This window comes from Streptomyces sp. NPDC015220, assembly GCF_043079345.1.
Lineage (GTDB): Bacteria > Actinomycetota > Actinomycetes > Streptomycetales > Streptomycetaceae > Streptomyces.
Genome location: NZ_JBIBUK010000007.1, coordinates 284,482 through 311,126, shown reverse-complemented (window position 1 = coordinate 311,126; position 26,645 = coordinate 284,482). Strand labels below are relative to the sequence as shown.

20 protein-coding genes are annotated in these 26,645 nt (G+C 73.7%); 16 read left to right on the top strand and 4 right to left on the bottom strand.

Going from position 1 to position 26,645, the window contains the following annotated elements; translation table 11 throughout:
* Window positions 1-103: 103 nt before the first annotated feature.
* Complete coding sequence (glgX, locus tag ACF061_RS18155; RefSeq protein ID WP_392267882.1) at window positions 104-2,320, bottom strand: glycogen debranching protein GlgX; 2,217 nt, start codon at window positions 2,318-2,320, stop codon at window positions 104-106.
* A 506-nt stretch (window positions 2,321-2,826) separates the two neighbouring features.
* On the opposite strand from glgX, the gene ACF061_RS18150 reads away from it, so the two are divergent.
* The 10 genes from ACF061_RS18150 (at window position 2,827) to ACF061_RS18105 (ending at window position 12,774) form a co-directional block, all read left to right on the top strand.
* Entirely contained in the window at window positions 2,827-4,056 is a 1,230-nt protein-coding gene (locus ACF061_RS18150; RefSeq protein ID WP_392267864.1) for an Ig-like domain-containing protein, read from the top strand.
* A 182-nt stretch (window positions 4,057-4,238) separates the two neighbouring features.
* Window positions 4,239-5,498: an Ig-like domain-containing protein gene (locus ACF061_RS18145; RefSeq protein WP_392267863.1), complete on the top strand. Its 1,260-nt coding sequence runs from the start codon at window positions 4,239-4,241 to the stop codon at window positions 5,496-5,498.
* Between the two features lie 187 nt (window positions 5,499-5,685).
* Window positions 5,686-6,453 carry an enoyl-CoA hydratase/isomerase family protein gene (locus ACF061_RS18140; protein WP_392267862.1) on the top strand — a complete coding sequence of 256 codons (768 nt, stop codon included), beginning with the start codon at window positions 5,686-5,688 and terminating at the stop codon, window positions 6,451-6,453.
* Between the two features lie 447 nt (window positions 6,454-6,900).
* Window positions 6,901-7,404, top strand: a complete 504-nt coding sequence (locus ACF061_RS18135) for an ATP-binding protein (protein ID WP_392267861.1) — start codon at window positions 6,901-6,903, stop codon at window positions 7,402-7,404.
* A 113-nt stretch (window positions 7,405-7,517) separates the two neighbouring features.
* Complete coding sequence (locus ACF061_RS18130; protein ID WP_392267860.1) at window positions 7,518-8,327, top strand: polysaccharide deacetylase family protein; 810 nt, start codon at window positions 7,518-7,520, stop codon at window positions 8,325-8,327.
* Window positions 8,327-9,526: a hypothetical protein gene (locus tag ACF061_RS18125; RefSeq protein WP_392267859.1), complete on the top strand. Its 1,200-nt coding sequence runs from the start codon at window positions 8,327-8,329 to the stop codon at window positions 9,524-9,526. The genes ACF061_RS18130 and ACF061_RS18125 overlap by 1 nt, the downstream gene beginning before the upstream one ends.
* A 77-nt stretch (window positions 9,527-9,603) precedes the next feature.
* Window positions 9,604-10,248 carry an ADP-ribosyltransferase gene (locus ACF061_RS18120; RefSeq protein WP_392267858.1) on the top strand — a complete coding sequence of 215 codons (645 nt, stop codon included), beginning with the start codon at window positions 9,604-9,606 and terminating at the stop codon, window positions 10,246-10,248.
* A gap of 120 nt (window positions 10,249-10,368) precedes the next feature.
* On the top strand, window positions 10,369-11,286 hold the full coding sequence (locus tag ACF061_RS18115; RefSeq protein ID WP_392267857.1) for a MerR family transcriptional regulator: 918 nt from the start codon (window positions 10,369-10,371) through the stop codon (window positions 11,284-11,286).
* Between the two features lie 59 nt (window positions 11,287-11,345).
* Window positions 11,346-11,558 carry an EF-hand domain-containing protein gene (locus ACF061_RS18110; RefSeq protein ID WP_313743572.1) on the top strand — a complete coding sequence of 71 codons (213 nt, stop codon included), beginning with the start codon at window positions 11,346-11,348 and terminating at the stop codon, window positions 11,556-11,558.
* A 43-nt stretch (window positions 11,559-11,601) separates the two neighbouring features.
* On the top strand, window positions 11,602-12,774 hold the full coding sequence (locus tag ACF061_RS18105) for an NADPH-dependent F420 reductase (RefSeq protein ID WP_392267856.1): 1,173 nt from the start codon (window positions 11,602-11,604) through the stop codon (window positions 12,772-12,774).
* A gap of 343 nt (window positions 12,775-13,117) precedes the next feature.
* Here ACF061_RS18105 and ACF061_RS18100 read toward each other — a convergent pair whose 3' ends face one another.
* From ACF061_RS18100 to ACF061_RS18090, 3 genes are all read right to left on the bottom strand, one after another.
* Entirely contained in the window at window positions 13,118-13,660 is a 543-nt protein-coding gene (locus tag ACF061_RS18100) for an MOSC domain-containing protein (RefSeq protein ID WP_392267855.1), read from the bottom strand.
* Between the two features lie 10 nt (window positions 13,661-13,670).
* Window positions 13,671-14,225: a GH25 family lysozyme gene (locus ACF061_RS18095; protein ID WP_392267854.1), complete on the bottom strand. Its 555-nt coding sequence runs from the start codon at window positions 14,223-14,225 to the stop codon at window positions 13,671-13,673.
* A gap of 336 nt (window positions 14,226-14,561) precedes the next feature.
* Entirely contained in the window at window positions 14,562-15,728 is a 1,167-nt protein-coding gene (locus ACF061_RS18090; protein ID WP_392267881.1) for a nuclear transport factor 2 family protein, read from the bottom strand.
* 86 nt (window positions 15,729-15,814) lie between these two features.
* On the opposite strand from ACF061_RS18090, the gene ACF061_RS18085 reads away from it, so the two are divergent.
* From ACF061_RS18085 to ACF061_RS18060, 6 genes are all read left to right on the top strand, one after another.
* Complete coding sequence (locus ACF061_RS18085) at window positions 15,815-16,777, top strand: LysR family transcriptional regulator (protein WP_392267853.1); 963 nt, start codon at window positions 15,815-15,817, stop codon at window positions 16,775-16,777.
* A 463-nt stretch (window positions 16,778-17,240) separates the two neighbouring features.
* Window positions 17,241-19,220, top strand: a complete 1,980-nt coding sequence (locus ACF061_RS18080) for an amino acid adenylation domain-containing protein (RefSeq protein WP_392267852.1) — start codon at window positions 17,241-17,243, stop codon at window positions 19,218-19,220.
* The gene (locus ACF061_RS18075; protein ID WP_392267851.1) at window positions 19,217-22,114 is read left to right on the top strand and encodes a condensation domain-containing protein; all 2,898 of its coding nucleotides are present in this window, start codon (window positions 19,217-19,219) and stop codon (window positions 22,112-22,114) included. Before ACF061_RS18080 ends, ACF061_RS18075 begins: the two co-directional genes overlap by 4 nt.
* A gap of 23 nt (window positions 22,115-22,137) precedes the next feature.
* Window positions 22,138-22,452, top strand: a complete 315-nt coding sequence (locus ACF061_RS18070) for an acyl carrier protein (RefSeq protein ID WP_392267850.1) — start codon at window positions 22,138-22,140, stop codon at window positions 22,450-22,452.
* Window positions 22,449-25,787 carry a thioester reductase domain-containing protein gene (locus tag ACF061_RS18065; RefSeq protein WP_392267849.1) on the top strand — a complete coding sequence of 1,113 codons (3,339 nt, stop codon included), beginning with the start codon at window positions 22,449-22,451 and terminating at the stop codon, window positions 25,785-25,787. Before ACF061_RS18070 ends, ACF061_RS18065 begins: the two co-directional genes overlap by 4 nt.
* Window positions 25,784-26,644: a 3-hydroxyacyl-CoA dehydrogenase family protein gene (locus tag ACF061_RS18060; protein ID WP_392267848.1), complete on the top strand. Its 861-nt coding sequence runs from the start codon at window positions 25,784-25,786 to the stop codon at window positions 26,642-26,644. The genes ACF061_RS18065 and ACF061_RS18060 overlap by 4 nt, the downstream gene beginning before the upstream one ends.
* The last annotated feature ends 1 nt before the right edge of the window (window position 26,645 follow it).

The window sequence follows — 26,645 nt, the reverse complement described above, 5'->3', positions numbered from 1 at the left end:
CGAGCGGGGCCCCACCGCCGCACCGGGCGAAAGCCCGGGCGGCCCGGCATCCGTGGGGCGGCCCGCCGCCGCGGGCGGTGGCTGACGACCGGGGCGTCCTCGGTCAGTCCGCGACCTTCAGCAGCAGCACCGAGCGGGCCGGCACGGTGACGGCCGAGCCCGCCGGGTGGCTCACCCGCGGGGGCCCGGTCTGGTCCTCCAGCGAGGTGTCCACCACCACCTCGTACCGCCGCGCCCAAGGCGGCCCCGGCAGGACGAAGCCCACCGGGCGGTCCCCGGCGTGCAGGACGGCCAGGAAGCTGTCGTCGAGGACCGGGGCGCCCCGCTCGTCGCGCCCCGGGATGTCCCGGCCGGAGAGGTACATGCCGAGGGTGGCCGCCGGGGCGTACCAGTCCCCTTCCGTCATCTCCGCGCCGCGCGGGGTGAACCAGGCCAGGTCCCGCAGTCCCTCGGCCGAGTGGGACCGCCCGGAGAAGAACGCCCGGCGGCGCAGCACCGGGTGGCGGTGGCGCAGGGCGATCAGCCGGGAGGCCAGCTCGCACAGGGCACGCCAGCCGGGGTCCTCCAGCAGGGACCAGTCCAGCCAGCCGATCTCGTTGTCCTGGCAGTAGGCGTTGTTGTTGCCGCGCTGGGTGCGGCCCAGCTCGTCGCCCGCGACCAGCATCGGCACGCCGGTGGACAGCAGCAGCGTGGTCAGCAGGTTGCGCAGCTGCCTGCGGCGCAGCGCCCGTATCCCCTCGTCGTCGCTCTCGCCCTCCGCCCCGCAGTTCCAGGAACGGTTGTCGTCCGTGCCGTCCCGGTTGCCCTCGCCGTTGGCCTCGTTGTGCTTGCGGTCGTAACTCACCAGGTCCCGGAGGGTGAAACCGTCGTGCGCCGTGACGAAGTTGACGGAGGCGTAGGGGCGCCGGCCGCCCCAGGCGTACAGGTCGCTGGAACCGGACAGCCGGTAGCCCATCTCCCGCACGTCCGGCAGGGCATGGCGCCAGAAGTCCCGCACGGTGTCGCGGTAGCGGTCGTTCCACTCGGCCCACAGCGGCGGGAAGGCGCCCACCTGGTATCCGCCCGCGCCCACGTCCCACGGTTCGGCGATCAGCTTGACCCGGCGCAGCACCGGGTCCTGCGCGATCACGGCGAGGAACGGCGAGAGCATGTCGACGTCGTGCATGGAGCGGGCCAGCGCGGCGGCCAGGTCGAAGCGGAAGCCGTCCACGCCCATCTCGGTCACCCAGTAGCGCAGCGAGTCGGTGATCAGGCGCAGCACGTGGGGCTGGACCACGTGCAGGGTGTTGCCGCAGCCGGTGTAGTCCGCGTACCGGCGCGCGTCCGGTTGCAGCCGGTAGTAGCGCTGGTTGTCGATGCCCTTCAGGGACAGCGTCGGGCCGTACTCGTTCGCCTCGGCGGTGTGGTTGTAGACCACGTCGAGGACGACCTCGATGCCGGCCGCGTGCAGCGCGCGCACCATCCGCTTGAACTCGCCGACCTGCTGGCCGGCGGTGCCGGAGGCCGCGTACCCGGCGTGCGGGGCGAAGTAGCCGATCGAGTTGTAGCCCCAGTGGTTGCGCAGGCCGCGGCGGAGCAGGTGGTCCTCGTGGGCGAACTGGTGCACCGGCAGCAGCTCCACCGCCGTCACGCCCAGCCGTACCAGGTGCTCGATCGCCGCCGGGTGCGCGAGTCCGGCGTACGTCCCGCGCAGTTCCTCGGGGACGCCGGGGTGCAGCCTGGTGAAGCCGCGCACGTGCAGTTCGTAGATGACCGAGTCGGCCCACGGGGTCTTGGGACGGCGGTCGTCGGACCAGTCGTCCCCGTCGTGGACGACGACTCCCTTGGGCACGTGGGGCGCGGAGTCGCGGTCGTCGCGCACGGTGTCGGCGACGTGCTGGTCCGGCCAGTCCCGCACGTGCCCGTAGACCTGGGGCGGCAACCGGAACGCGCCGTCCACCGCGCGCGCGTACGGGTCGAGCAGCAGTTTCGCCGGGTTCCAGCGGGCGCCGGTCCACGGGTCCCAGCGGCCGTGCACCCGGTAGCCGTAGCGCTGCCCGGGCATCACACCGGGGACGAAGCCGTGCCAGATCTCGTGCGTCAGCTCGGTGAGCCGGGCGCGGGTCTCCTTGCCGGCCTCGTCGAACAGGCACAGCTCGACGGCCTCCGCGCCGCCCGCCCACAGCGCGAAGTTGGTGCCCGCCACCCCGTCCGGGCCGACGCGGAAGCGCGCGCCCAGCGGCGTGGAGGCGCCCGGCCACACGGGTGCGGTGGGTGGCGGCGCCCCCCGCCGCACACCGGCCCCGCCGACGGCGGGAACGACCCGGGCCGCGGCCGGCAGCGCCTGGGCGGCGACCCGGCCGCCGGCGGCGCGCCCGTTTCCGGCGGCCTGCCCGCTTCCGGGGGTGGGCCCGTCGCCGGGGGTGGGCCCGCTGCCGGGGGTGAGTCCGTCGCCGGGCGCGCCTTTGTCGCCGGCGGTCCGCTCGGCTTTAGCGGCGCGCCCGTTCCCCGCGGCGCGTCCGTCGCCGCCCGCGCCTCCGCCGGCGCCTCCGCCGGTGTTTCCGTCGGTGGTGACGCCTCCCTCGACGGCGGGTCCCCCCTCGGTGGCGTGCCCGTCCGCGGTGTGCCCGTCCGGGGTGGCGGGCCCGTCCGCCACCGCCTCCTGCTCGGCTGCGCTCGACACCTGGTCGGCCCCTTTTTTCGGCTGTTGCGGCTCGTTCGGCTCCGGCCCGCTCCTGCGGCTTCCTCCCGGGCGCGGCCCCCCGGCGCGTGGTCCTCCCCACTGTTCTGCCCAGAGGTCGGGTCGCACTCACGTTTCCCGGGAGCGGGCCGGTCGTTGGGCAGCCCGTGAGGCACGTACAACGGCGCGCACGGCGCGCGAGGGCCGTGATGGCCGCCGTACTGACATGGGCAGGACTGCTGGCCGGGGCCGCCGGCTGCACCTCGGGCGACCCGGACGCCCTCGGCCGGGCCTTCGGCAAGCCCCCGGCGCCCGAGGACGTCATCCGCGTCGTGCCGGGCGACGGCAGCAAGGACGTCCGCCCGGATGCGAAGCTGCGGGTGCGGGTGGCCGACGGGCGCCTGGAGTCCGTCCGGGTCGTCAAGGCGCAGGACGCGCAGGACGCCCCGGTGACCGGGCGCCTCTCCCGCGACGGTCGCGACTGGCGGCCCGACGACGACCGGCTCGCCCTCGCCGCCAAGTACACCGTCGACGCGGTCGCCGTCGACGGGGACGGACACCGCTCCGCCCGGCACACCACCTTCACCACCTACGTCCCCGACGAGCGTTTCATCGGCTACGTCACGCCGGAGAACCGCGCGGTCGTCGGCACCGGAATGATCGTCTCCCTGTCCTTCAGCCGCGAGATCGCCGACCGGGCCGCCGTGGAGCGCGCCGTCCGCGTCACCGCCCGACCGCCCGTGGAGATCCGCCCGCACTGGTTCGGCAGGAGCCGCCTCGACTTCCGCCCCCGGGAGTACTGGAGGCCCGGCACCCGGGTCACCGTCGACCTGCGTCTCCGGGACGTCCAGGGGGCGCCCGGGCTCTACGGGCTGCAGTACAAGACCTTCTCCTTCACCGTGGGCCGCAGCCAGGTCTCCCGGGTCGACGCGGCCGCGCACACCATGCAGGTGCGCCGCGAGGGCGAGCTGCTGGCCACCGTCCCCATCACGGCCGGGGCGGCCAGGAGCAGCACGTACAACGGGAAGATGGTGGTGATGGAGATGCTCGAGGTCACCCGCATGAACAGCCGCACGGTCGGCTTCGGCGGCGAGTACGACATCTCCGACGTCCCGCACGCCATGCGGCTCACCGACTCCGGGACCTTCGTGCACGGCAACTACTGGTCGGTCCCGGACACGTTCGGGCGCACCAACGTCAGCCACGGCTGTGTGGGACTGAAGGACGTCAAGGGCGGCGGATCCGGGACCCCGGCGGGCTGGTTCTTCGACCGCAGCCTCGTCGGCGACGTGGTGGAAGTCGTCAACAGCAACGACCGGACCGTCTCGGCGGACAACGGACTCGGCGGGTGGAACATGGGCTGGAAGGACTGGACGGCGGGCAGTGCGGTCAAGTGATGGGCCGGGGGCACGGGTCGGGGGCCGGCGGCCGTGCGGAAGCGGTTTCCAGCGGCTGTCGAAGTTGGGACGGAACAGTGACATTCGGCTGACAACTCGCCCCTGACCTTGTGGTTACTATGCGCCAGTGCGCGCGGGACGCGCTGGGGCATGGGTCTGACCGGCCCGGGGAGGGGACGAACTTGAACGTGCGGCCGATATCGGGGGCGTCGGTTGACGCGCGGGTACGCGGGGGACGAGCGGGGACCAGGGGGCGCAGGGGGCTGCTCGCGCTGGTCTCCGGCGCGCTCGTCCTCGCCGTCACCGCGTGCGGGGGAGGCGGCTCGGACTCCGGGTCCGGCCAGAGCAAGGGCAAGGACGCCGGCACGACCGAGAGCAAGCAGTCGCAGGCGGTCGTCAGCATCGCGCCCAAGGACGGCGCGACGTCCGTCGACACCAGCGGCGCCCTCAAGGTCGCCGCGAGCGGGGGCACGCTCACCCAGGTCGTCGTCAAGGACGCCAAGGGCACCGAGATATCCGGGAAGATATCCGGCGGCGGCGCCTCCTGGACGCCGTCCACCCACCTGGCGGCCTCGACCAAGTACACCGTCCACGCGGTCGCCAAGGACTCCGCCGGCCGCCAGGCCGCCGAGGACTCCAGCTTCACCACGCTGACGCCGCGGAACACCTTCGTCGGCAGCTTCACCCCCGAGGACGGCTCCACGGTCGGCGTCGGAATGCCGTTCTCCGTCAACTTCACCCGGGGCATCACGCGCCCCGGCGCCGTCGAGAAGGCCATCCGGATCAAGACCGAGCCGGCCGTCGAGGTCGAGGGCCACTGGTTCGGCAACGACCGCCTCGACTTCCGGCCCGAGCACTACTGGAAGGCCGGCACCAAGGTCACCGTCAAGCTCGACCTCGACGGCGTCGAGGGCCGCCCGGGCGTCTACGGCAAGCAGTCCAAGACGGTCTCCTTCACCATCGGCCGCAACCAGGTGTCCGTCGTGGACGCGAGCAAGCACACGATGAAGGTGACGCAGGACGGGAAGGTCGTCCGGACCATCCCCGTCACCACCGGCAAGCCCGGCTACGACACCTGGAACGGCCGGATGGTCATCAGCGAGAAGCTCACGGTGACCCGGATGAACGGCGAGACGGTCGGCTACGGCGGCGAGTACGACATCAAGGACGTGCCGCACGCCATGCGCCTGACCACCTCCGGCACCTTCATCCACGGCAACTACTGGGGCGGCGGCGCCTTCGGCAACTTCAACGCCAGCCACGGCTGCGTCGGCCTGCGCGACGTGCGCGGCGGCTACGACAGCGGCGTGCCGGCCGCCTGGTTCTTCAACCACTCGCTGATCGGCGACGTGGTGGAGGTGCAGAACTCCCAGGACAAGACCGTCGCCCCGGACAACGGGCTCAACGGCTGGAACATGTCCTGGAGCGAGTGGAAGGCGTGAGCGCCCCCGCGCTCCTCCCGCGGCGGACGGCGGGCCCCGCCCGACGGACCGCCGCCCCCCTCCTGACGGGGCGCGGCCGGCCTGAGCGGCCCTTCTCCTGACGGGCGCGGCCGACGCGCGACGGACCGGCCCGGTGTGACAGACCGCACCGGGCCGGTTGCCGTTAATGGTGGTTAACCTGCTTCCCATGACCGTAACTCTGGAAGTCGCCGGGGGCGTCGGCACGCTGCGCCTGGACCGCCCGCCCATGAACGCGCTCGACGTCGCCACGCAGGACCGGCTCAGGGAACTCGCCGAGGAGGCCACCCGCCGCGAGGACGTGCGCGCCGTGGTGATCTACGGCGGCGAGAAGGTGTTCGCGGCCGGCGCGGACATCAAGGAGATGCAGGTGATGGACCACGCGGCGATGGTCCTGCGCGCCCGCGCCCTCCAGGACTCCTTCACCGCCGTGGCCCGCATCCCCAAGCCGGTGGTCGCCGCGGTCACCGGCTACGCGCTCGGCGGCGGCTGTGAGCTCGCGCTCTGCGCCGACTACCGGATCGCCGGGGAGAACGCCAAGCTGGGCCAGCCGGAGATCCTGCTCGGCCTGATCCCCGGCGCGGGCGGCACGCAGCGGCTGTCCCGGCTGATCGGCCCCTCCAAGGCCAAGGACCTCATCTTCACCGGCCGTCAGGTCAAGGCCGACGAGGCCCTCGCGCTGGGCCTGGTGGACCGGGTGGTGCCGGCCGCCGAGGTGTACGAGGCGGCGCACGCCTGGGCGGCGAGGCTCGCCCAGGGCCCGGCGATCGCGCTGCGCGCCGCCAAGGAGGCGGTCGACACCGGCCTGGAGACCGACATCGAGACCGGCCTCGCCGTCGAGCGGAACTGGTTCGCGGGGCTGTTCGCCACGGAGGACCGCGAGCGCGGCATGCGCAGCTTCGTGGAGGAGGGCCCGGGGAAGGCGAAGTTCCTCTGAGCCCCGACCGGCGCCCCAGAACCCGGATCGGCGCCCGGGAACCCGGATCGGCGCCCGGGAACCCGGATCGGCGCCCGGGAACCCGGATCGGCGCCCGGGAACCCGGATCGGCGCCCGGGAACCCGGACCGGCGCCCGGGAACCCGGACCGGTCCGTCCTCCCGTGACCCGGCGGTCACCCCTCGGGTCACGCGAGGTTGACCGGCAGTCCGGTCGCGTGTCGCTCGTTGGGGCGGTTCGCGGAGGCCGGGCGGCCCCGGGGCCGTGCCGCCTCAGGGGAACCGGACCCCGCCTCGGCCCGGGCCGTTCCGGCAGGCCGGCCCGGCCGCCACGGCGGTTGAAGTGCCACCGGCACATGCCCGCCCGATCCGGCGCACCGGGGGCGCCCGGGGGGCGCATTCCACCGGAACGGCAACGGGGGTCGTTCCGGGCGGCCATGATGGGGGGCATGGCGGGGCTGGAGGGCATGAGACAGCCGCGGGGGCAGGAGCATGCCGCCGCGGCGCGCTGGTCGCCCGCGGTCGAGGACGAACGGGGGCTGGCCGCCCTGGAGTCGTACGGCAACCCCACGGAGGCGGAGGTTCCGCTGCCGTCCCGTCCCGAGTCCGCGGCCACCGCCCGCCGGCTCGTCCAGGTCGTCGTCCTGCGCCACTGGGGCCTCAGCCCGAAACTGACGGAGGACGCGGTCCTGCTCGTCTCCGAACTCGTGGGCAACGCCGTGCGGCACACCGGCGCCCGCGTGTTCGGCCTGCGGATGCGCCGTCGCCGGGGCTGGATCCGGGTCGAGGTCCGCGACCCCTCCCGCGGGCTGCCCTGCCTGATGCCGGTGCAGGAGCTGGACGTCAGCGGCCGGGGCCTGTTCCTGGTGGACGAGCTGGCCGACCGCTGGGGCGTGGACCTGCTGCCGCGGGGCAAGACGACGTGGTTCGAGATGCGGGTGGCGGAGCGCTGACCCGGCGGACCCGGTCAGGCCGCCGAAGCCGGCGGTCCCGGCTCCCGCCCGACCGACGCCCACCCGGCGACCGTACGAGTGAATCGCCCGTTTTCTTACCGTACGCCTCTTAAATGGTGCGGGTGACCACCACCGACCGCCGCGGCGTGCTGCGGGCCGGAGCCGGGCTCGTCGCCGGGGGCGCGCTCGCCGCCGGGTGTTCGGCCACCGGTGCCGCCCCGCACGTCACCACGTCCGACGCCTCGCCCTCCGGCGCCCCCGGCACCGCGACCGCCCGCTCCGCCACCCCGTCAACCGCCCCCGTCCCGCGGCCCTTCCCGAACCAGCCCGCGCAGATCACCCACGGTCCGCGCGACAAGCCCCGCGTCGCCCTCACCTTCCACGGGCAGGGCGATCCGGTCCTCGCCCGCGCCCTGCTCACCGCGGCCGAGCGGCACGGCGCCCGTCTCACCGTGCTCGCCGTCGGCACCTGGCTGGAGCAGTATCCGCAGATGGCCCGCCGGATCCTCGACGGTGGACACGACCTCGGCAACCACACCCGGCGTCATCTGGCCGTCAACGCCATGTCCGAGGCCGACGCCCGCGCGGAGATCACCGGCTGCGCGGACCGCATCAAGGGGCTCACCGGCTCGATCGGAACCTGGTTCCGGCCCTCGCGCGCCCCGACCGCCTCGCCGCTGGTCCAACGGCTGGCCCGGGACGCCGGATACCCCCACGTGCTCTCCTACGACGTCGACTCCCTCGACCACACCCGGCCCGGCGCCGCCGCCGTCACCCGCAAGGTCATGGCGGAGGTCCGGGGCGGCTCCGTGGTGAGCCTGCACTTCGGGTACCCCGACACGGTCTCCGCCCTCCCCGACGTACTCGACGAACTCGCCCACCGCGGCCTGCGCGCGGTCACCACCACGGAGCTGCTGAGCTGATGCACCCCACCCCCCTCTCCCGCCTCACCCGGGCCCTGATCGCCGGCGCCGCCTGCGCCGCGCTGGCCGCGCTCTCCGCCTGCAGCGGTGCGGACCCCGGACACCGCAACGACGAAGCGCTCGGCAGCAAGGCGCCCGCGGAGCCCCGGCCCCAGCGGCAGCAGGCCGACGGCCTGGCCGGCATGCCGCCCGTCCTGGACCCCAAGGACGTCTACGCCGCCGACCGCCCCGGCAAACTGTCCCCGGTGGTCAAGGACTTCCCCTCCCGGATCTACGTCCCCAACACCAACTCCAACACCGTCACGGTCATCGACCCCAAGACGTACAAGGTCATCGAGACCATCCCGGTCGGCCGCCAGCCCCAGCACGTCGTGCCGTCCTGGGACCTGAAGACGCTGTGGGTCAACAACGACCTCGGCAACTCGCTGACCCCCATCGACCCGAGGACCGGCAAGGCGGGCGACCCCGTCGACGTGCACGACCCGTACAACCTCTACTTCACGCCCGACGGCAAGTACGCCGTCGTCATGGCGTCCAAGGACCGCCAGCTCGTCTTCCGCGACGCGCACACCATGGACCGGGTGAAGACCGTCCCCGTCACCTGCGCCGGCGTCAACCACGCAGACTTCTCCATGGACGGCCGCTACTTCATCGTCTCCTGCGAGTTCAGCGGTGAGCTGCTCAAGGTCGACACCGCGAGGATGAAGGTCGTCGGCCAGCAGAAGCTCGACTTCCACGGCGCCATGCCGCAGGACGTGAAGATGTCACCCGACGGCAAGAGGTTCTACGTCGCCGACATGGTGGCCGACGGGCTGTGGATCCTGGACGGCGACAGGTTCGGGAAGCCGGAGTTCCTCCACACCGGCAAGGGCGCCCACGGTCTGTACGTCAGCCGCGACTCCCGCGAGATGTACGTCTCCAACCGGGGCGAGGGCACCATCTCCGTCTTCGACTTCCCGAGCGGGAAGCTCACCAAGAAGTGGCGGCTGCCACAGGGCGGCAGCCCCGACATGGGCGGCGTCTCCGCCGACGGCAAGGTGCTCTGGCTGTCCGGGCGCTACAACTCCGAGGTGTACGCCATCGACACCCGCACCGGCCGACAGCTCGCCCGCGTCAAGGTCGGCAGCGGCCCGCACGGCCTCGCGGTCTACCCGCAGCCCGGCCGCTACTCGCTCGGCCACACGGGCATCTTCCGCTGACAACCCGGTAGCCGGACACGCCTGCGAACGGGTGACGGTCCGTCCCCCGCCGCCGCGGTACGGGGATCGTGCTGCGCATGATCACCACTCGTCCGCGGCGGCGGGCCGCCGCCGCCGTCCTGTCCCTCTCCGCCGTCCTCGCGACCACGGCCGCCACCGCCCCCACGACCACCGCCACCGCCCCCACGACCACCGCCGCCGCGCGCCCCGCGGCCACGGCGGCCGCGCGGGCCGCCGCGCCCGCCTGCCCCCGGTACGACGACCGGATCAAGGCGGCGGCCGACCGGCGCGTCGACATCGGCCGCATCACGCCCGCCCCGGCCTGGCGCACGACCTGCGGCACCCTGTGGCGCAACGACAACCGCGCCCCGCGGACCGTCTTCGAGGAGGGCTTCCACCCCCGTGACGTGCTGACCGGCCAGTACGACATCGAGAAGTACGTCCTGGTCAACCAGGTGTCGCCGTACGTCTCGACGACCTACGACCACGACCTCTTCAAGACCTGGAAGTCGAAGTACAACTACTACGTCGACGCCCCCGGCGGCATCGACGTCAACCGGACGATCGGCGACACCCACAAATGGGCCGACCAGGTCGAGGTCGCCTTCCCCGGCGGGATCGCCCGGCGGTACATCGTCGGCGCCTGCCCCGTCGACAAGGCCACGAAGACCGAGATCATGGGCGAGTGCGAGAGCAATCCGCACTACGAGCCGTGGCACTGAGCCCGTCGGCCCACGGGCCGCGGCCCCGGACCCGGCCGCCGACGGCGCCCGCGCCCCACGGGCGCCGTCCGGGCCGTCCGGCTTGAGTCTCCAGCCGCTGGAAGGCGCAGACTCGCCGACGTGAGCGAAACAGACGGCATCCGACCCCTCACCATAGGCGAGCTGGCCCGGGCCACCGGACTGACCGTGCGGACCATCCGCTACTGGTCGGACGAGGGCGCCCTGCCCCCGGTGGCCCGCTCCACCGGGGGCTACCGCCTCTACGACGCCGCCTCGGTGGCCCGCCTGGAACTGATCCGCACCCTGCGCGAGCTGGGCCTCGGCCTGGCGGACGTGCGCCGGGTGCTGGCGGGTGAGCGGACGGTCGCGGAGGTGGCCGCCGCGCACGTGGCCGCCCTCGACGCGCGCATCGCCTCGCTGAAGGTGACCCGTGCGGTGCTGTCGACCGTGGCACGACGCGGCTCGAACGCGGAGGAGACGACCCTGATGAACAAACTGGCACGGCTGTCGGCGGCCGAACGCGGACGGATCATCGAGGACTTCACGGAGGAGATCTTCGAGGGACTCGACACGGCCGACCCCGACATCCGCACCCGGCTGCGGTTCGCGACGGCGGACCTGCCGGCCGACCCCACACCGGCGCAGGTGGACGCCTGGGTGGAGCTCGCCGAGCTGATCCAGGACCCCGGGTTCCGCGCCCTGATGCGCCGGATGATCGAGTTCAACGCGGCCGACCGGGACCCCGACGCCCCGGCGGGCACCTCGCTGTGGTTCATGAGCCGCCTGGTGCAGCTCGCCGGCGAGGCGCTGCGGCAGGGCGTCGCCCCCGGGACATCCGAGGCCGAGGAGATCCTGCGCGGGCTGCTCGGCGACGCCGACCGGGCCGCCGTACTGGAGCGCCTGACCGCCGCGGCGAGCGAACAGGTCGCCCGTTACCGGCGGTTGGCGGCCGTTCTGAACGGCCTGGAGGCCCAGCCGGCGTACGACGAGGAGTTCTCGTGGGTGGTCGCCGCACTGAGGTCCGGCGTGGGCCGTTAATCTGACCTGCGTCACTACGACAGCAAGACAGATCGAACGCGACACAAAGGGGCGGACCGGTGGCGGACATCGAGGAAGCACGCAAGCAGTTCCAGCGGATCGATGCGGACGGCGACGGGTTCATCACCGCCGCCGAGTTCAAGTCCGCCCTGGCCCAGGGCGGTGACTGGAACGTCACCGACACGGTGGCCGAGGCGATCATCAAGCAACGGGACCTCAACGGTGACAAGGTCCTGTCCTTCGACGAGTTCTGGGCCTACCTGAACAAGTGACGCGGGCGGGGGCGCCGGGCCGTCGCGGCCGGGCGTCCCCGTCATGCGGTGCGGGCGGCCCCGCTCACCCCAGGGCCCTGTTCACCGCGGCCGGCACGGCCCGCACGGAGGCCGCCGTCGCCGACGCGTCCCGGCGGCCCGCCCCCACGCCGTGGCGCCGTTCACCCGGCGCTCGGCGTACAAGGTCGTCCCGTCGCGGCCGGGGTGCTCGCCGAAGTCCAGCACCTCCACCCGGAGCCCGGCGCCCGCGAGGGCGTCGACGAAGGCGGCGCGGCGGTCGGCGCCCGTGCCCTCGTGGTCGTCGGTGCGGTCGCAGGCCGAAGCGTGCGGACGGGACGGTGAGGCCCGGACGGGTCCCGCCGGACCGACCACGCGTGCGGTGGCACCGGGCCGTCCTCGGCCGGGTACGCGGCCCGGAACGGCTCGTACGGCTCCTTCGGCGTCACCCGTTCGGTCGGGACCCGGAATAGGCCGCACGGGCCGGGGGTTGCAGGTGGACCGCAAGGAATGCGCAGGACACCGACACCGACCTCCGGGAAGAGCGAGGCGAGCTGACATGAAGATCGGCATCATCGGCGCGGGCAACATCGGCGGCAACCTCACCCGGCGGCTCACCGCCCTCGGGCACGACGTGTCCGTCGCGAACTCCCGCGGCCCCGAGACCCTCTCCGAGCTGGCGCAGGAGACCGGCGCACGTCCCGTCCGCGCCGAGGAGGCGGCCCGCGGCGCCGAGGCGGTCGTGGTCACCGTCCCGCTGAGGGCGGTTCCGGACCTGCCGTCCGGACTGCTGACCGGCGCCGCCGACGGCGTGGTGGTGATCGACACCGGCAACTACTACCCGCAGCGGGACGGCAGGATCGCGGCCATCGAGGACGACGGCCTCACCGAGAGCCGCTGGACCGAACAGCACATCGGCCACCCCGTGATCAAGGCGTTCAACGGCACCTACGCCCAGGACATCCTGGACCGCCACCGTCCGGCCGGCGACCCGGACCGGATGGCCCTGCCGGTGGCGGGCGACGACCCGGCGGCCAAGGCGAAGGTCCGGGCACTGATCGAGGAGCTCGGCTTCGACACGGTGGACTCCGGCGGCATCGACGACTCCTGGCGCCAGCAGCCCGGCACCCCGGTCTACGGCCTCCGGGCCGGCGTCGACGCGGTCACCAAGGCGCTGGGGGAGGCGTCCCCGGAGCGCCCGGCGGACTTCCGGGGCTGACCCGGGCGGCCGTTCCCGGCGCGGACCGACGGGTCCGGCCTGGACCGGTGGCCCCCGGCGGACCGGTGGTCCTGGGTACGGACTGCTGTACCCGGCTTTGACAGGCAGATCCGGACTGGACCGGTGGCCCCGGCTCGGACCTGCGCCGGCTCGGACCTGCGCCGGCTCGGACCTGCGCCGGCTCGGACCGGCGGCCCGGAACGGACCTGCGCCGGCTCGGACCGGCGACTCCGGAACGGACCGCCGCACCCGGCCGGGACCGCCGCACCCGGCCGGGACCGCCGCACCTGCCTCGAACCGCCGGAAGCGCGGGCCCCGCCAGGCGCACCCCGGACGGGCGGGCTCAGACGGTCTTCAGCGGCCGGTGCGGTCCTGCGGGGAGTTCGACGCCCACCGGGTCACCGGGGCGCACCGGGCCGCCGGTGACGACGATGCCCATGATCCCGGCCTTGAGCCGCACCCGGCCGTCCTCGTCCCGCCCGACGACCTGTTTCATCAGGCCCTTGCCCAACCCGTCGATCTGCGCGCACGGGTTGCGCAGGCCGGTGACCTCGACGACGGCCTGGTGCCCGAGCCTCAGCAGCGTGCCCGTGGGCAGATCGAGCAGGTCGATCCCGCGCGTGGTGACGTTCTCCCCGAGCTGTCCGGCCGCGACCTCGAACCCGGCTCGGCGCACCTCGTCGAACAACTCCTCGTGGATGAGGTGGACCTGCCGCAGATTCGGCTGGGAGGGATCCTTCTCCATCCGGAACCGGTGCTTGACCGTCACCCCGGCGTGCACGTCCCCCTCCACCCCGAGCCCGGCGAGCAGGGTGATGCCCTCCCGGTTCGGCTTGCTGAAGGAGTACGTGCCGCTGCTGCTGACCGCAGTGATCTCGCCGCCCATGCCGACCAGCCTAAGGGGTGGCCCATTTCCGCAGGTCGGCGAGAGTGCCGAAGTTCGCCACATTGGTGTCGTGCGGCTCGTCGGTGTACTGGTGGAAGCGCCACTTGGCCTTGATGCGGGGGTGGCCCGCGCTGACGTAGTCGGCGATCCACAGTCCGTCGCCCGCGTAGGAGGTGGTGTCGATGGTCAGCCAGAAGTGGCGGTTGGTGTAGAGGAGCACCCGGTTGTGCGGCCGCAGCTCCTTCACCTTGCGGATGAAGCGGTCCTTCTCCGCGTTGGAGGCGTGCGTGCCCTCGCCGGTGGTCTCCCAGTCCACGGCGAGGAGGTCGCCCTTCCTCTCGGGGGCGTGGGAGAGGAAGTACTCGGCCTGGGCCGTGATGTCGCCGGGCCACAGGAAGTGGTAGAAACCGACGACCAGTCCGGCGTCGCGGCCGTGCTTGGTCTGGGCGCCGAGCCTGGAGTTGACGTACGAACGGCCCTCGGTCGCCTTGACGAAGACGAAGGACAGGCCGTGCGTGCCGTAGGCGGCGGACTGGTAGGCGCTCACGTCGATGCCGTGCAGCATGCAAACTCCCTGAGAGTGCCGTGGGGGGGAGAGGAGTCGTCGGTTGAGTTCTGCCCCGTCTCCCGTCCGGACGATCCCTTCAGGGTGTTCGAACATCAGCTCCGGCCGGGCCGGCGGGCCCGGGACCGGCACCGGCTCCGCCGGCCCGGCCGGTGGTGTCTCCTCGCCGCTCAGCGGCGGCCTCCGGTGCGGGCGAGCGCGTACCGGAGGCCGGAGCGGCCGAAGCCGGACGAGCCGCGCGGGCGTCCGCGGCGGCGTCCCGCGCCGCCGCGGCCACCGGTCGGGTGCGAGCCGGCGCCCGGCGCTCCGGCGGGCGCCGCCGGAGCGCCGGGCCGCTCAGGAGTGGCGGTGGTAGGCCTTGTTGGAGATGCGCCAGCCGTCATTGACGCGGACCAGCAGGAAGATGTCGGTGAAGGTGTCCGCGCCGTGCCAGAGCGTCATGGTCGCGGTCGCGACGGTGCCGTGCACGTCGACGGAGTCGATGCGGCGGGAGCGGGTCGCCTCGTCGGCGGCCGGCCGGCCCTGGAAGAGGGTGCAGTACTCCTCCAGCGGCCAGGAGACGAAGACGCCGTCCCGGATGCCCTCGATGTGGGCGGTGGGCAGGAAGGCGTCGCGGAAGTGGGCGGGGTCGCCGGTGGCGTGACCGCGGATGTAGGCGCGCAGCGGTTCGAGCACGGCGTCCTCCACGGCGGGGGCCGTGGCGGCCGCGGCGATGTCGGCCTCGGGACCGGCCGGGGCGTCGGCCAGCTCGCCCGCGCTGCGCAGGGGGGTGTTCGACGCGGCGGCCAGCAGCGCCATGTCCTTGGCCAGCGCACCGATGGTGAACTGCGCCGGGGCGGCGGCCGACTGCCCGGCGAGCAGGTCCCGCTTGCGGGCCACGAGCCCGCCGAGCTGGCCGAGTTCGAGGACGTCGAGCACCTGGTCGCGGGGCAGGCCCAGCGCGTCGGCCTGCCGCAGTGAGTCGCGCAGCGCGAGGACGGCGCCCGCGAGGCTGTTGTTGGCGATCAGCTTGAGCGCGGCGGCGGTCCCGGCGTCGCCGACGGGACGCACCGTGCCGAGCGCCTCCAGAACGGGCCGGACCCGCTCCAGCGTGTCCTGCTCGGCGGCGGCGAGGATCCGCAGCGCGCCGGCGGCCACGGCCGGCACGGAGCCGAGCACGGGCGCGTGGACGTAGGCCGCGCCGAACCGCTGCGCCAGCTCCGACGCTTCGGCGGGCGCGACGGTGCTGGTGTTCAGCACGATGGCGTCCGGGCGCAGCGAGTCGCGGACCTCGTCGAGGACCTCCCGGCAGGCCGGGCCGTCGAACAGCGCCAGGAGCACGAGGTCGGCCTTGGCCACGGCGTCCTGCGGTGCGTCGGCCGTCTCGACGGCGTCTGCCGTGCGCCCGGAGCGGGTCCAGCCGACGACGTCCCAGCCGTGGCCGGTGAGTCGGGTCGCCACTGCCTGGCCCATGCGTCCCAGTCCGAGGACGGCGATCGTGTGCGGTGCGGTCATGCGTCCCAGGGTGGTGCACCGTGATGACTGCGGCAAGTGCGGTTTCCGCAGGGGAGCTCTGCGGGAAACGCATACCGGATGGGCATACTGGGCGGATGGACCTGACGGTGTGGCGGACGTTCGTGACGGTGTGCCGGCTCGGGTCGCTGTCCGCGGCGGCCACCGAGCTCCACCACACGCAGTCGGCGGTCTCCCGGCAGATCGCCGGGCTGGAACAGCAGCTCGGTGTGGCCCTGGTGGAGCGCCATGCCCGCGGGGTGCGGCCGACCCGGGCCGGCGAGGTGTTCCGGCACTACGCCCTGGCCACGCTCAACGAGGCCGACCGCGCCGTTCGCGCCGTACGGGACGTCCGCGACGGGGAGTCCGACCGGCCGCTGGCCGTCGGCGCGACACCCTCGCTGGCCGCGGGGATCGTCCCCCAGGCCATCCGGGGCCTGCTGGAGGAGGCCGGGGCCATCCGGTGGAGCCTGCTGCCCGGCCTGAGCGCACAACTGCACAACCGCGTGATCGACGGCGTCCTGGACATCGCCGTCGTCACCGACGCGCCGCCCGGGCTGCCCCACGACCCACGGGTCGAACGGCGGTTCCTCGGGCTGGACGACATGGTCGTCGCACTGCCCCTCGGCCATCCGCGGGCCGGGTGCGGACCGGTGCACATGCGGGCGCTGGCCGACCAGACCTGGGTCGAGGACAACGACGGCTCGGCGGCGCTGCTGCGCCAGCACGCCGCGCGCTCCGGGGTCGGCGCCCGCATCGACCTCGCCGCGGCCGATCTGCTCGGCAAGCTGGCCCTGGTCGCGACCGGCCACGCCATCGCGCTGATCCCCGGGGTGCTGACGTGCGCGCTGCGCACCGACGTCACCACGGTCGCCCTCGTCGACCCTCCGACGCGCGGCATCTACACGATCACACCGCGTCGCGACCCCCACCCGTGCGCGGCGCCCCTGCTCGACCGGCTCGCGACCGCCTTCGCCTCGGTCCACCCCGCCCGGGCCGCCGGCCGGCCGGGCGGGGAGGGCGCCCGGCCGCGGCCGAGCCGAGCCGGCACCGTGACCTGACCGGAGGGGCCGCCCGCGGCGCCGGGGCTCGTGGGGTGCGCGGCCGTCGCGGTCGGAGCGGGCCGTTCGGGCGGGCGGGGGCGAGGCGGGTCGGCCCGCCCGGCGCGGGCCGCCTCGTGCCGGGGCGGCGCCGGCGAGGGAACGGCCGCCGCGCGAGGGCCGTGCGCTCCGCGGTCGCGGTGGCCGGAGGGGTCACCTGACCGGAAAGCCGGGATCGCCGGACCGCCGGTTCCCCGGCGGCACACGGGACGTTCCGGCGGCGGGCCGTCCACCGCGCACGGCGAATCGGGAGATTCGGGAAACGGGTCCGGACCGGCGCGGACTTATTGAGTGAAGGCGTGGAGCCGCCGGGCAGTGGTAAACCTACTGCTCGAACTGCCGGACTCGGCCGACCGCTTAAAACGCCGACCCGCTTATTTCAAGTTGTCGTCCGTGCACGAACGTGCACCCGCGATGCACAAACATGAGGCCGCTGGATCTGGCCCCGACCGCCACGCGCGATGCATCGTTCCTGAGTGCTGCCCGGTGGCCGCGCGCGAAACCGCCGGGTCTGAATTCGCGTGCGATGCCCGATAGGTGCGGCATAGGTGCCTATCTCGACATGGCAGGGAGTGAGCGGGGCATGATGGCGGTCGGACGGGTCCAAGATCTTGTTGCCGAATGGGTGAAACGCCGGCCGGAGAGTTGCGCGGTACGCGTTCCAGTCACCGGGGAATCACTTTCCTACCGAGAACTGTGGGATGTTTCGCAGCGGCTGGCCGACGATCTCGTCGCCGCCGGAACACGTCCCGGGGACGCCGTTCCCGTCGCGGTGGACAGATCGCTCGAACTCGTCCCGGCGTTCCTCGGCATCCTGCTCGCGGGCGCCGCCTACGTGCCGCTCGACGCGATGGCCCCGGAAGTCCGCCTGCGGGGCATCCTCGACGAGATCGGCACCGATCTGGTCGTCACCTACGGACCCGACTCGCGCCGTGAGCGCTGGGCGAACCTGCCGGACGGCCCCCGCCTCGTCCCGGTGCCCACCTCCGCCCCGCGGGGCGGAGCCGTCCCGGAGCCGGGCCCCGGCGACGCGGAGGCGCCCGCCTACATCACGTACACCTCCGGGTCGACGGGCCGGCCGAAGGGCGTGATCGTTCCGCACCGGGGCGTGCTCCGGCTGGTGCGCGAGCCGGTCTTCTGCGCCATCCGACCCGGCGACCAGGTGGCCAACACCTGCAACCCCGCCTTCGACGTCACCACCTTCGAGATCTGGAACACCCTCACCGCCGGCGCGACGCTCGTCGTGCTGCCCTCGGTGGTCACCGACCTGTCGCTCGAGGAGTGGGCGCGGATGGTGCGCTCGGAGGGCATCGACACGATGTTCCTCACCACCTCGCTGTTCCACACCGTCGCACGGGAACGGCCCGAGGCGTTCGGCGAACTGCGCACGCTGATCACCGCGGGCGAGCAGTTGGAGCTGGGCATGGTGCGCGACGTCCTGGCGGCGCGGGCGCCCGGGCGCCTGGTGAACGCCTACGGCCCGACCGAGGCCACCACCTTCGCCTCCTACTTCGACTGCACGCTCCAGAGCCTGGCCGGCCGCGACCGGGTGCCGATCGGACGCCCGATCCAGGAGACCACGCTGCGTGTCGTCGCGGACGACCTGACCGAGGTGCCCCGGGGCGCGGTCGGCGAGTTGTGCATCGGCGGCCCGGGGGTCGCCCTCGGATACCTCGGCCGCCCCGAGCTGACCGCCGAACGGTTCGTCACCGACGGCGCCACCGGCGAGACGCACTACCGGTCCGGCGACCTGTGCCGGGTGCTGGCGGACGGCACGATCGAGTACCTGGGTCGCGCCGACCGGCAGGTGAAGCTGCGCGGCTTCCGGGTCGAGCTGCCGGAGGTGGAGCGCGCCGCGGTGGCCACCGCGCTGGTGAGCGCCGCGTTCGTGGAGAAGGTGGGCGAAGGGCCGTCGGCGATGCTGGTCGGATTCGCCCTGCCGTCCACCACGGGACCGACCGAGCCTGAGGACCTGGGCAAGGCGGTCGGCGCCGCGCTCGCCGACCGGCTGCCGTCCTACATGATCCCGGCCCGCTGGATCGTGCTGGAGCGGCTCCCGGTGGGCTCCACGGGCAAGGTCGACCGCGCCGCACTGCTGCGGCTGGTGGACGCCGATCCCGCCGCCGGCACCGGCCCCGTGTCCGCGCCGGCCCCCGAGCCGGACGGCGGCGACGCGCTGGTGGACGAGCTGGCCGGGTTCTGGCGAGAGGTGCTGGGCGCCGACGAGGTCGGCGCGGGCGACAACTTCCTGGAACTGGGCGGCGACTCGGTGCGCGCCATGCAGCTCGTCTCCCGGATCGGCCGGAGGTACGACGTGCAGGTGGAGCCGGGCACCGTGCTGCTGCTCGACTCGCTCGCCGAACTGGCCGAGCACGTGCGCCAGTTGCGGCCGGTGACCGCATGACCGCCGAACTGCGGCGGCGCGGGGAGCGGACCGCGCCCGCGTCGGCCGGCCAGGAACGGCTCTGGCTGATCGAGACGACCTCCCAGGGCAGCGCCACCTACAACGTGCCGGTGTTCCTCGCCTGGAACGAGCGCATCGACCTGGCGGCGCTCCGGACGGCGCTGAAGGACGTGGTCGAGCGGCACGAGGTACTGCGGACCGCCTACGAGCTGCGTGACGGGCGGCTCCTCCAGCTCGTCCGGGAGCCGCAGGCGCCGCCCGTCGAGGTCCTCGACGCGGACTCGGTGCGCCAGGCCCGCGACGAGGCCGCGCGGCGCGGGCGCGAACCCTTCGACCTGGCCGGCGGCACGGTGCTGCGCTGTGTCGTCTGGCGCGGGATGCCCGGCGGGGACGCCCTGCTGCTGGCGGTGCACCACATCGCGGTGGACGGCTGGTCGCTCGAACCGCTCCTGGACGACCTCGCCGCCGCCTACGACGCGGCGCTGGCGGGGAAGCGGCCGACGGCCGGCGAACTGCCCGTCCAGTACACGGACTACGCCGTCTGGGACCATGCCGCGGCCGAGAGCCCCGACATCCAGCGGCAGCTGGAGGAACGGGCCGGTCAACTGCTGGAACTCTCCGACGAACTCGTTCTCGACGGGTGCAGCCGCAGGCCCGCCGCGGACGAGGGGAGCCGACCGGGCCGGCAGCGGCACTTCCCGGTGCCCGCCGCGGTGTCGGCGAAGGTGGGAGAACTCGCCCTGTCGCTGCGGGCGACGCCGTTCGTGCTGTGGTACGCCGCCGTCCAGGCCGCGCTGTACCGCTGGTCGGGGCGGCGCGAGTTCCTGGTGGGCGCGGTGACCGCCAACCGCAACCACCCCGAGCTGGAGCGGCTGGTCGGGTTCTTCGTCAACACCGTCCCGCTGCGCTGCGCGGTGGACCCCGGCTGGTCGTTCGCCGAGCTGTGCCGCAAGTCCCGGCCCGAGGCGTACCGTTCGCTCAGCCACCAGAAGCTCCCCTTCGACCGGCTCACCACCGCGGTGAACGCGGCCCGCGGCGCCGGCCGGTCGGCGCTGGTCGGCGTCGGCTTCGTGCACCAGGCCCCGCCCACCGGGCACGCCCGCTGGGCGCCGCCGGAGGAGCTGTCCACCGACACCGCCAAGTTCGACCTGATGGTGATCGTCAACGAGGTCGGGCCCGAGCTGACCGTCACCGTCGAGTACGACACCGACCGCTACTCCGACGAGGTCTGCGACCGCCTCGGAAACACCCTGGTGGAGCTGGTCACGGCCGCCGTCGAGGACCCGGACCGGCCGCTGGACGAGTTCCTGGGCGAGCCGCCGGCCGTCCAGGGGGCCACCTCCGCTCCCGTCGCTCCCCGAAAGCGCGAGGACGCCCCGCTCACGGACGAGCAGAGGCGGGCGGCGGAACTGTTCGTCGCCGTGCTGGGCGAGGGCAGCCGCTACGCCGCCGTCCGGTCCGCGGACGAGCTGACCGCCGGCACCGACTTCTTCGTCCTCGGCGGCCACTCGCTGCTGGCGGTCACCATGCTGGCGGAGGCCGAGCGGCGGTACGGCGTCGAACTGTCGCCCAGGATCTTCCTGGCCGACCCCACGGTCGCCGGACTCGCGGACGCGCTGGCGGCGGCCCGGGCCACCGGCGGCGCCCCGGCGGTGGTGACCGGCGACGGCCCGTACCCCGCGAGCTCCGCGCAGCAGCGCTTCTGGATGCTGGACCGGATGGCGTGGCTGCGTCCGGCCTACCTCTCGCCGACCCTGGTCGAGACGGCCGGCGGGATCGACCGCGAGGCGCTGCGACGCGCCGTGGACTCGGTACTCGGACGGCACCCGGCGCTGCGGTCGCGGTTCGTGCTCGACCGCAAGGAACAGCGCGTCACCTACCGCACGGACGGGCCGCCCGCCGTCACCACGGTCACCGAGTCGCCGGCCGACCTGCGCGGGCACCTGGCCGAGCTGTGCACCACACCGTTCGACCTGGCCGGACAGGCGCCGGTCCGGGCCGACATCGTCTGCCCGGACGACGGCCGGACACTGCTGGCCCTGGTCCCCCACCACATCGTGGTGGACGGCTGGTCGGCGCAGGTCCTCCTCGACCAGATCGCGACCGCCTACCGGCAGGACGGCGAACTGGCCGAGCCGGTCCACCCGGCGGCGGTCGCCGAGCCGGTCGACACCGACCGCGTCGGGTCCGTCGTCGAACGCCTGCGGGGCGCCCCCATCGACCCGCCGCTGCCGCTGGACCGGCCCCGGCCGGCGCTCCAGTCCACCGAGGCGGCCGCCGTCAGCGCGCTGCTCGGGGAGGAGGACCACCGGCGGCTGCGCAAGGTCGCCGTGGGGGAGCTGGGCTGCAGCACCTTCGTGATCGCGGCCACGCTCATGGGCGCGGCACTCGCGCGCGGCGGCGCCGGCCGCGACTTCCTGCTCGCCTTCCCCTGGTCGGGGCGCGACTCCACCGGCGCGACCGACGCGGTGGGCATGTTCGTCAACACCCTGGTGGTCAGGGTGAACCTGACGGGCGAGCCCACCTGGCGCGAGCTCCTGGTCCGGGTGCGCGACGACGCCAAGGCGGCCTACCGGGACGCGGCGGCCCCCTACGACCCGGTCGTCGCGGCGCTGCACCCGGGACGGGACCTCGGCCGCCCGCCGCTCACCCCCCTCTACGTGACCTCGATGGCGGAGCCGGCCCTGCCCGCGCCCTTCGCCCGCCACCTGGCGCCCGACCCGTTGCACATCAAGTACGAGCTCGAGCTGACAGCCGTCGAACGCGGCGACGACCTCGAGCTGGAGCTGGCCTACGCGACCGCGCTGTTCGACGAAGGCACGGCGCGCGGCCTGCTGGACGCCATGGTCGCCGCGGCGGCAGACCTCTCCGGCGATCCCGACGCACAGCCATGACGAAACCCAGCAAGGAGAGACAAGTGGACGATCGACTCCTCGACCGCGTGCGCGACGCCTGGGCCCTGGTCCTCGGCACCGAAGACCCGGCGGCCGTCCCGCTGGACACCAACTTCCTGGAGGCGGGCGGCTCCTCGCTGCTGCTGATCATGCTCTGGGAGGAACTGTCCGAGCAGACCGACCGCGACCTGCGCGTCTCGGATCTCTTCGAGCACTCCACGGTGCGCGCGCAGGCCGCGCTGCTGGCCGGCGAGACGCCGGAGCCCGTCGTCGCGGAGGCGGGCCCCCAGGGCCCGGGGCGGGGCGACCTGCTCGGGCTGCGGGGTGCGGGCCGATGACCCGCCCCACCGACATAGCGGTCGTCGGCGTCGGGCTGCGCTACCCCGACGCCGCCACGCCCCAGCAGTTCTGGCGCAACATCGAGCAGGGCTCGGTCGCCATGCGCGAACTGACCGAGGAACAGCTCGCCGACGCCGCCCTGCCCGCCCAGATCCTCGACGCCCCGGGTTTCGTGCGGATGGGCACCACGCTGCCGGGCGTCACCGACTGGGCCGCCGACTTCTTCAACTACACGCCCAAGGAGGCCGAGACCATCGATCCGCAGCAGCGGATCTTCATGGAGGCCGCCTGGGAGGCGCTGGAGGCCGCCGGGCATCCGCCCCGGGACGGCGGACCGCGGACCGGCGTGTTCGCGGCCAGCTACGCCGGGCACTACTCGGCGGCCGTGTTCACCGACAAGGCGCGCCGGCGCGGGCTGCGCGCGGCCATCGACGACCTCGACCTGACCGTGGGCGGCCAGCCGGACTTCCTGACCTCCCGCACCGCCTACAAGCTCGGCCTGCGCGGGCCCGCCGTCAGCATCCAGACCGGCTGCTCGGCCTCGCTGTACGCGCTGCACTACGCGACGCTCAGCCTGCTGTCGGGCGAGGTCGACATCGCGCTGGCCGGCGGAGCGACCGTCATCGAGCCGTTCCTCGGCTACCTGCACGCGCCGGGCGGGGTGCTGTCGGAGGACGGGTACTGCCGCTCCTACGACGCCTCCTCCACCGGAACCGTCTACAGCTCCGGCATCGGCGTGGTGGCGCTGCGGCGGCTGTCGGACGCCCTGGCCGACGGAGACCCCGTCCTGGCCGTCGTGCGCGGCAGCGCGGTGGGCAACGACGGCGGCGACCGGCTCGGGTACGTCGCGCCGAGCCCCGTCGGGGTGTCGGACGTCATCGGCTCCGCGCTGCGGGTGTCCGACGTCCCGGCCGAGTCGTTCGTCTACGTCGAGGGGCACGGCACGGGTACGGCGGTGGGCGACGAGATCGAGCTGATCGCGCTGCGCCGCGCGTTCCGGTCGTTCACCCGGGAGAGCGGGTACTGCGCGCTCGGCTCGACCATGACCAACATCGGGCACAGCGGCCCGGCGGCCGGGATCGCCGGGTTCATCAAGGCGGTCAACATCGCGCGGACGGGCGTGCTGCCGCCGCACCCCATGTTCGACAAGCCGCGCACGCCCGACGTGATGGCCGACAGCCCGTTCTACGTGACGACGCAGGCCATGCCGAGCACCGGAGCCGACCGGCACGTGCTGGTCAACTCCATGGGCGTCGGCGGGACGAACGCCGCGGTGGTCCTGGGCGCGCCCCCCGCCCCGACCCGGGCCGCGGCCCCCGGGCGGCCGACCGTCCGGCTGACCGTCTCGGCGCGGACCCGTTCCGAGCTGGACGAGCAGTGCCGCCGCCTGGCCGACGCGTTGGAGACCCGCGACCTGCCCGCGGCCGACGTGGCGCACACACTGCGCGTCGGGCGCGCCGACTTCACCGAGCGGCGGGTCGTCACCGCCGCCCCGGACAAGCTCGCCGCCGCCCTGCGTCTTCCCCGGCCGCCCGCCGTCCGCACCCAGCGGGCCGAGTCGGGCCGTGCCGTCGTGGTGCCCGCCGACGCGCCCGAGTCGCTGCTGGCGGCCCTGCCCGGACGCTCCGGCGCCGCCGCCGGGGCGTACGAGATCACCCTGACCGGCGCCGGCGACGACGCGGTGGAGGAGGCGCTGACCGCCGCCTGGCTGAACGGCGTCGAGGTCGACTGGGAGGCATTCTCCGGCGGCGCCGGGCGGCGCGTGGAACTGCCCACCTACCCGTTCACGCGCAAGCGCCACTGGCTGCTCGACCGCATCGACGTCCTGCGCCCGGACACCCCCGCCGCCCCCGTGGAGGCGACGCCGGGGGCCGGCTCGGGCGACCCGCTGGAGAGCGAGCTCACCGAGATCTGGCAGGAACTCTTCGGGGCGGAGAACGTCGGCCTCGACGACGAGTTCGGCGCACTGGGCGGCACCTCGCTGATGTCGGTCCAGATGGCGCTGGAGGTCCAGCAGCGCTACGGCGTGCTGGTCAACCTCCACCGGGCCGGCGGCAGCAGGGCGACGATCCGCAAGCTCACCACCATCGTCCGCGGCCTGATGGAGGGCTCCGGCATCCAGGCGGACGGCGTGGACGCCGCCGACGGCGACGGAGCCCTGATCGACCAGGACCTCCAGCTCCCGCTCGGCGAACTGGCCGCCGAGGAGGCGCCCGGCACCGACGTGCTGCTGACCGGTGCGACCGGCTACCTCGGCGCGTTCCTGCTGGCCGACCTGGTGCGCCACTCCGACGCACGGGTCTACTGCGTGGTGCGGGCGGAGGACGAGGCGACCGGGCTGGAGCGGCTGCGCGCGAACGCCGTGAAGTTCGGCCTGCCGGAACCCGATCCCGAGCGCGTGCACGTGGTGCCGGCCGATCTGAAGGACATCGGGCTGGCCTGCCGCCTCTACCGGGACGGCGAACTGGCCAGGCGGATCGGGCACATCATCCACTGCGCCGCCCAGGTCGTCTTCACCGAGCCCTACCGGGTGCTGCGCGACAGCAACGTGCTGCCCCTGGTGGACCTGCTCAAGTGGGCCCGCTCCAAGGGCATACGCGACTTCAGCTACGTCTCGACGCTCGCCGCGGCCGCACCGCCGGACGAGAACTCCACCACGCTGCTGGAGACCCGCGAGCAGCCGCTCAACCCGATGCTCGGCGGCTACGGCGTCAGCAAGTGGGTGGGCGAGCGGCTGCTGGAGCGCGCCGACGAGGACGGCATGCGGTGCCGGGTCTTCCGGCCGGGCATGATCATGGCCTCCTCCGAGAGCGGCGCCTGCAACGACCGCGACCTCATCTGGTTCGTGCTCGCGGCCGGCCTGGCGGTGGGCGCGCACCCGCTGGACGACCAGGCGATCCCGGTCTCGCCGGTGAACGTGCTGTCGCGCGGCCTGGTCGAGCACGCGCTGTCGCCGGCCTCGGCCGGGCGGGCCTTCCACCTGGTGCACGAGAAGTCGATCAGCCTGCCCGGGATGTTCGAGCTGCTCGGCGAGGTGGGCCGGCCCACCCGCCCGATGCCGCTGCCCGAGTGGCAGAAGCTGGTCGGTGACGAGGCGATCAAGCGCGGCAACCAGGTCATGTCCACCACCGCGCTGTGGGAGCAGGAGGACGCCTTCCACCTGGACGAGGACGGCGTCCAGGCCCGCAACTGGCGGACCTGGCTGCGCCGCAACCGGATCGACCCCGCCGTCACGGGTGAGCAGCTCCTGGCGGGGCTGCGCTACCTCACCGGGCGGTTGCCCGAGATCGCCGAACTGCTGCCCGACCTGGTTGAGAAGACGGAGGAGCGATGACCACCACGACCCAGCACCGACTCGCCGTGCTCGGCGCCGGAAGCATGGGCACCGGGATCGCCACGCTCGCGACCGGCCGGGGCATCCCGGTCGTGCTCGTCGACGTGTCGGCCGAGGCGCTGGCCAAGGCCGAGCAGGCGGTGCCGACCCAGCGGCGGCTCGCCCAGATGATGGGCTCGCTGCCCCGCGACGTCGAGCCCGGCACCCTGACGGCCACCACCTCCATCGCCGACGTCGCCGGCTGCACGGCGGTCGTGGAGGCGGTGACCGAGCACGCCGAGACCAAGGCGAAGGTGCTCGCCGAGGCCCACCAGGCCGCGCCGGACGCCGTGCTCATCTCCAACACCTCGGCGATCCCGATCGACGAGCAGGCCGACGCGGTGGCCCAGCCGGCGCTGCTGCTGGGCGTGCACTTCATGAACCCGCCGTACCTCATCAGCACCGCCGAGGTCATCAGGGGGCCGCGCACCGCCCAGGACACCATGGCGGGCGCGGGCGCGCTCCTGGACGAGCTGGGCATCACCCAGGTGGTGGTCGGCGACGGCCCCGGCTTCGTCATCAACCGGATCCTGCAGCGCTCGATCAACGAGGCGTCCCGCATCGTCGCCGAGGGCATCGCCACGCCGGAGGCGGTGGACGCCGCCTTCCAGGGCTGCCTCGGCCACACCACCGGCCCGCTGGCGACCGCCGACCTGATCGGCCTGGACAACGTCGTGGACACGCTGCGGGTGCTGCACGAGCGGACCGGCGACGCCGGATACCAGCCGAGCGAACTGCTGCTCGCCAAGGTCGAGGCGGGCGACTTCGGCCGCAAGACCGGCCGCGGCTTCTACGACTACACCACCACTGGAAGGTGAT

Bases quoted from the DNA above. Each gene is read 5' to 3' on its own strand.
- ACF061_RS18140 (WP_392267862.1), top strand. From the start codon at position 5,686: ATGACCGTAACTCTGGAAGTCGCCGGGGGCGTCGGCACGCTGCGCCTG.
- ACF061_RS18065 (WP_392267849.1), top strand. From the start codon at position 22,449: ATGACCCGCCCCACCGACATAGCGGTCGTCGGCGTCGGGCTGCGCTAC.
- ACF061_RS18125 (WP_392267859.1), top strand. From the start codon at position 8,327: ATGCACCCCACCCCCCTCTCCCGCCTCACCCGGGCCCTGATCGCCGGC.
- ACF061_RS18120 (WP_392267858.1), top strand. From the start codon at position 9,604: ATGATCACCACTCGTCCGCGGCGGCGGGCCGCCGCCGCCGTCCTGTCC.
- ACF061_RS18060 (WP_392267848.1), top strand. From the start codon at position 25,784: ATGACCACCACGACCCAGCACCGACTCGCCGTGCTCGGCGCCGGAAGC.
- ACF061_RS18135 (WP_392267861.1), top strand. From the start codon at position 6,901: ATGGCGGGGCTGGAGGGCATGAGACAGCCGCGGGGGCAGGAGCATGCC.
- ACF061_RS18075 (WP_392267851.1), top strand. From the start codon at position 19,217: ATGACCGCCGAACTGCGGCGGCGCGGGGAGCGGACCGCGCCCGCGTCG.
- ACF061_RS18085 (WP_392267853.1), top strand. From the start codon at position 15,815: ATGGACCTGACGGTGTGGCGGACGTTCGTGACGGTGTGCCGGCTCGGG.
- ACF061_RS18095 (WP_392267854.1), bottom strand. From the start codon at position 14,225: ATGCTGCACGGCATCGACGTGAGCGCCTACCAGTCCGCCGCCTACGGC.
- ACF061_RS18130 (WP_392267860.1), top strand. From the start codon at position 7,518: ATGGTGCGGGTGACCACCACCGACCGCCGCGGCGTGCTGCGGGCCGGA.
- ACF061_RS18100 (WP_392267855.1), bottom strand. From the start codon at position 13,660: ATGGGCGGCGAGATCACTGCGGTCAGCAGCAGCGGCACGTACTCCTTC.
- ACF061_RS18105 (WP_392267856.1), top strand. From the start codon at position 11,602: ATGCGGTGCGGGCGGCCCCGCTCACCCCAGGGCCCTGTTCACCGCGGC.
- ACF061_RS18080 (WP_392267852.1), top strand. From the start codon at position 17,241: ATGAGGCCGCTGGATCTGGCCCCGACCGCCACGCGCGATGCATCGTTC.